The 4988-nt window shown below is 65.5% G+C and carries 5 protein-coding genes; 4 read left to right on the top strand and 1 reads right to left on the bottom strand.

The genetic code is table 11. The features are described 5' to 3' along the window. Positions 1-146 precede the first annotated feature (146 nt). Genes purN through AAFP05_RS04610 form a run of 4 tightly spaced genes read left to right on the top strand, consistent with a single transcriptional unit; the run spans position 147 to position 3504 of the window. Positions 147-719 (top strand): phosphoribosylglycinamide formyltransferase, encoded by a 573-nt coding sequence (gene purN / locus AAFP05_RS04625; RefSeq protein WP_341728683.1) that lies wholly within the window; start codon positions 147-149, stop codon positions 717-719. Beyond that, complete coding sequence (gene purH, locus AAFP05_RS04620; protein ID WP_341728682.1) at positions 712-2271, top strand: bifunctional phosphoribosylaminoimidazolecarboxamide formyltransferase/IMP cyclohydrolase; 1560 nt, start codon at positions 712-714, stop codon at positions 2269-2271. Before purN ends, purH begins: the two co-directional genes overlap by 8 nt. A 30-nt stretch (positions 2272-2301) precedes the next feature. After that, positions 2302-3150, top strand: a complete 849-nt coding sequence (locus tag AAFP05_RS04615; RefSeq protein WP_341728681.1) for a bifunctional methylenetetrahydrofolate dehydrogenase/methenyltetrahydrofolate cyclohydrolase — start codon at positions 2302-2304, stop codon at positions 3148-3150. Between the two features lie 3 nt (positions 3151-3153). Continuing rightward, entirely contained in the window at positions 3154-3504 is a 351-nt protein-coding gene (locus AAFP05_RS04610) for a DUF3017 domain-containing protein (RefSeq protein ID WP_341728680.1), read from the top strand. A 193-nt stretch (positions 3505-3697) separates the two neighbouring features. Here AAFP05_RS04610 and AAFP05_RS04605 read toward each other — a convergent pair whose 3' ends face one another. Continuing rightward, the gene (locus AAFP05_RS04605) at positions 3698-4681 is read right to left on the bottom strand and encodes a malate dehydrogenase (RefSeq protein ID WP_341728679.1); all 984 of its coding nucleotides are present in this window, start codon (positions 4679-4681) and stop codon (positions 3698-3700) included. Between the last annotated feature and the right edge of the window lie 307 nt (positions 4682-4988).

Raw genomic sequence — 4988 nt, 5'->3', positions numbered from 1 at the left:
AGTCCGCTGTCCAGACGGCGCCGATCGTCGATGGACCCTCAGCCGGCGTCGATGGGCTCTCGGCCGGCGCCGATGAGAGCGAGCTGCCGACGACCGTGGTGGAAGACCGGTCGAAGCGAGCCGAGCACGACAGGTAGGCTGCGAGCGTGACATCTCGAGTAGGCGTGCTGCTGTCCGGATCGGGAACCCTGCTGCAGGCATTGCTGGACGCTGCCGCCGAACCCGGCGCACCCTTCGAGATCGTCGCCGTGGGGTCGGAACGCTCCGATGCCTACGGGCTCACCCGGGCCTTGGACGCCGGGGTGCCCACGTTCGTCGCCCCGATGCTGCCGGATCGCGCGGAATGGGATCGCAAGCTGGCCGAGACTGTCGCGAACTACCGGCCCGATCTGGTGGTCAGCGCCGGATTCATGAAGCTCGTCGGACCGGTATTCCTGGGGAAGTTCGGCGGACGCTTCATCAATTCCCATCCTGCTTTGCTGCCGAGCTTTCCCGGCATCCACGGCGTCCGAGATGCTCTGGCGGCCGGCGTGAAGGTGACCGGTACCACGATTTTCGTGGTCGACGAGGGCGTCGACACCGGGCGGATTCTCGCCCAGAAGGCTGTCGAGGTGCACGACGATGACACCGAGGCCACGCTGCATGAACGCATCAAGGTGGTCGAGCGCGAACTGCTCGTCCAGGTGGTTACCGAACTGGTGAAGGAGAAGCATGACTGAGCTGCAACCGATTCGTAGGGCCCTGGTTTCGGTCTATGACAAGACCGGGTTGATCGAGCTGGGACAGCGGCTGGCTGCCGCCGGCGTTGAGATCGTCTCGACCGGTTCGACCGCAGGCAAGCTTTCGGACGCAGGCCTCCCGGTGATCCCCGTCGAGAAGCTGACCGGTTTCCCCGAATGCCTGGACGGACGCGTGAAGACGCTGCACCCCAGGGTGCATGCCGGGATTCTCGCCGACCGCCGGCTCGCATCGCACCGCGAGCAGCTCGCCGAGCTGGGCATCGAACCGTTCGATCTGGTCGTGGTCAATCTCTACCCGTTCACCCAGACGGTTGCCTCGGGCGCAGCGCCCGACGAATGTGTGGAGCAGATCGACATCGGCGGCCCCTCGATGGTGCGCGCCGCCGCGAAGAACCACCCGAGCGTCGCCGTGATCACCTCGCCCGAGCAGTACGAACTGGTCGCCGACGCGCTGGCTGCGGGCGGCACCGGGCTGGCGACCCGCCAGCGGCTGGCCGCGCAGGCCTTCGCGCACACGGCCGCCTATGACATCGCGGTTGCGTCCTGGATGGGCTCGGTTCTCACCGACACCTCCGATGGTGATGGCTTCCCGGCCTGGGCCGGCAGCAGCTGGACGAAGGTCGGCGCGCTGCGCTACGGCGAGAATTCCCACCAGCCGGCCGCGCTCTATGCGAGTCAGGACGGTTCGTCCGGCATCACCCAGGCGGTGCAGCTGCACGGCAAGGAGATGAGCTATAACAACTTCACCGACGGCGACGCGGCCTACCGGGCGGCCTACGACTTCGATCAGCCGACCGTGGCAATCATCAAGCATGCCAACCCGTGCGGTATCGCGTCCGGTGGCGACATCGCCGAGGCGCACCGCAAGGCGCACGCCTGCGACCCGGTGTCGGCATTCGGTGGGGTGATCGCGACCAATCGTCCGGTCAGCGTCGAGATGGCCCAGCAGGTTGCCGAGATCTTCACCGAGGTGATCATCGCGCCGAGCTATGACGAGGGTGCGCTGGAGATCCTGGAAGCCAAGAAGAACATCCGTATCCTGACCGCCGGGGCCTATGTCCCGGGCGTCACGAAGATCACCACCATCTCGGGCGGCGCGCTGCTGCAGGCCCCGGACCGTATCGATGCGGTCGGCGATGATCCGTCCAACTGGCAACTGGTCAGTGGAGATGCCGCCGACGAGGCCACTTTGGCCGATCTGGTCTTCGCCTGGCGGGCCTGCCGTTCGGTGAAGTCGAACGCTATCTTGCTGGCGTCGGGCGGTGCGTCGGTGGGTGTCGGCATGGGGCAGGTGAACCGGGTCGACTCCTGCAAGCTGGCGGTCGAGCGGGCAGGCGAGCGCGCCGCGGGTTCGGTGGTCGCCTCCGATGCCTTCTTCCCGTTCAGCGACGGTCCGCAGATTCTGCTGGACGCGGGTATCAAGGCGATCGTTCAGCCCGGCGGCTCGATCCGCGATGATCAGACCATCGAGGCTTGTCAACAGGCGGGTGTCACGATGTATTTCACCGGGACCCGGCATTTCTTCCACTGATCCGTCTGCCGGACGAGGAGATCGAAGCGAATGAGCGCGCAACGCATTGACGGCAAGCAGGTTGCTGCCGATATCAAGGCCGAATTGGCCACCCGGGTCACCGCACTCAAGCAGCGAGGCATCACGCCTGGGCTCGGCACCGTGCTGGTGGGCGCCGACCCCGGCAGCCAGCTCTATGTCGCTGGCAAGCACCGCGACTGCGCCCAGGTGGGCATCGAGTCGATCCGCGTTGACCTGCCCGCTGATGCCAGCGCTCAGCAGATCAGTGCGGCCATCGAATCGTTGAACGCCGATCCGAGGTGCACCGGGTATATCGTCCAGTTGCCCTTGCCGCCTCATATCGACGACAACTGGGCGCTGGAGCAGATCGATCCGGCCAAGGACGCCGACGGCCTGGCGCCCGCCAACCTGGGGCGGCTGCTGCTCGGTCAGCCCGCGCCGCTGCCGTGTACCCCGCGCGGCATCGTGGAACTGCTGCGCCGCTACGAAGTGCCGATCGCCGGCGCCGAGGTCTGCATCATCGGACGAGGCACCACGGTCGGTCGCCCGTTGGGCGTGCTGCTGAACCGCAAATCGCTGAACGCGACCGTGACGCTCTGCCACACCGGAACCCGCGATCTGGCCGATCACGTGCGGCGCGCCGACATCGTGGTTGCGGCGGTCGGACGCGCGCACATGGTCACCGCCGAGATGATCAAGCCGGATGCTGTCTGCATCGATGTCGGTGTAACCAGGGTGGACGGCAAGCCGGTCGGCGATCTGGCTCCCGATGTCTGGGAGAAGGCGTCGCTGGTCACCCCGAACCCTGGTGGAGTCGGCCCGATGACCCGCGCGATGCTGCTGGCCAATGTCGTGGACATGGCCGAGGGCACGATCTAGGCGATGGACGAGCTGAGCACGGCCGACGAGCAGAATGCTGCGGGTGATCGGGACGAGCCGGATACCCGGGACGACCCGCTGGACTCGGCCGGATTGAGCCCGTGGTCGCTGCTTGCCGTGCTCGCGGTCTTCGCGATCGGCATTGTGCTGATCATGAATTGGTACTGGCGGCGCGGCTCGGTGGTGATCGGCGGATCGGTCGCACTGGCCGGTGTGCTGCGGCTGGTGCTGCCGCCCAAGTGGGTTGGCCTGTTGAAGGTGCGCAGCCGAGGGTTCGATGCCACGCTGCTGCTGGGGATGGGCGTTGCGATCATGGTGCTGGGGATGACCGTCCCCGGTGTCTACGAGCCCTGAATCAGCCGTTCGCAAGCCTCCCTCTCCCTGCGCACCCCCCTCTCTCTCCCCCCGGATTGTGTAGGTCTGGAGCCCGTGGTGGGCCCTAGACCTACACAATCCGGGAGAGGGTAACGGGGACAAAAAGATCGTGTCTGGTTCGCACCCAGGACGGGCGAGGACCAGACACGATCTGTGCAGAAGCGGAATCCGATCAGATCAGGCCGAGGTCGGTGACGGCCTTCTTCTCATCGAGCAGTTCGTCGACCGAAGCCTGCAGCTTGCCGTTGCTGAAGTCGTCGAGCTCCAGGCCCTGGACGATCTCGTACTTGCCGTCCTTGACGGTGCACGGGAACGAGCTGATGACGCCTTCGGGAACGCCGTAGGAGCCGTCGGCCGGAACGGCCATCGATACCCAGTCGCCCTCGGGGGTACCGAGGATCCAGTCACGCATGTGCTCGACGGTAGCGTTGGCGGCAGAGGCAGCGGAGCTTGCACCACGGGCTGCGATGATCGCCGCACCGCGCTTGGCGACCTTCGGAATGAAGGTCTCTTCGATCCAGGCGTGATCGACCAGCGAGCTGGCGGGCTTGCCGGAGACCTCTGCATGGTAGATGTCCGGGTACTGGGTGGACGAGTGGTTGCCCCAGATGGTCATGTGCGAGATCTCGCCGACCCCGACGCCGACCTTGCTGGCGAGCATCGCCTTGGCGCGGTTGTGATCCAGACGGGTCAGTGCGTTGAAACGCTCGTTGGGGATGTCGGGAGCGTTGGTCATGGCGATCAAGGCATTGGTGTTGGCCGGGTTGCCGGTCACCAGCACGCGGATGTCGTCGGCCGCCGACTCGTTGAGGGCCCTGCCCTGGGCGGTGAAGATCGCGCCGTTGGCGCTCAGCAGATCGCCGCGCTCCATGCCGGCCTTGCGGGGCATCGCGCCGACGAGCATGGCGACGTTCGCGCCCTCGAAGACCTTCTTGGGATCATCGCCGATGACGACGTTGGTCAGGTTGGAGAATGCGCAGTCCTCCAGCTCCATGACGACACCTTCGAGTGCCTTCAGAGCCGGGGTGATCTCAAGGAGTCGCAGCTCGATGGGACGATCACCCAGCAGCGATCCGCTCGCGATGCGGAAAAGCAGGTTGTAACAGATCTGGCCGGCTGCGCCGGTGACAGCGATCTTGACGGGGGTCTCACTCACGAGGGTTCCTCTTCTCGACATTGGTTTGAGTCCGACGTCCTTAGGCTAGACCAATCGCCTGATCGGTGAACGGCCCGGGTGGCAGTTCACGGATCTGTGTGGTCGAGTGTGATTCGGGGTGTCTCCTTCGCCGAACTCGAACCGTCCGCCCGGGACGTCCTGCGCGGGTGGGCGGGGTCAGCGTGCGAGACAAAATCCACTAGGCTCAAGACTGTTTCTAGGGGTGTCACAAGGGAGCATAGCCTGATGTCTACGTCTGCTGATCTCGACGTCGCGCCAGGGTCCATCGTCCAGGTTAGAGATGAAG

This window comes from Brooklawnia sp. (genome assembly GCF_032229645.1).
Taxonomy (GTDB): domain Bacteria; phylum Actinomycetota; class Actinomycetes; order Propionibacteriales; family Propionibacteriaceae; genus Brooklawnia.
The sequence above is the reverse complement of the archived record's forward strand: the minus strand, read 5'-3'. Positions and strand labels throughout refer to the sequence as shown.

Excerpts from the sequence above, each read along its gene's own strand:
- AAFP05_RS04615 (WP_341728681.1), top strand. The coding sequence starts at position 2,302 with ATGAGCGCGCAACGCATTGACGGCAAGCAGGTTGCTGCCGATATCAAG.
- AAFP05_RS04610 (WP_341728680.1), top strand. The coding sequence starts at position 3,154 with ATGGACGAGCTGAGCACGGCCGACGAGCAGAATGCTGCGGGTGATCGG.
- purH (WP_341728682.1), top strand. The coding sequence starts at position 712 with ATGACTGAGCTGCAACCGATTCGTAGGGCCCTGGTTTCGGTCTATGAC.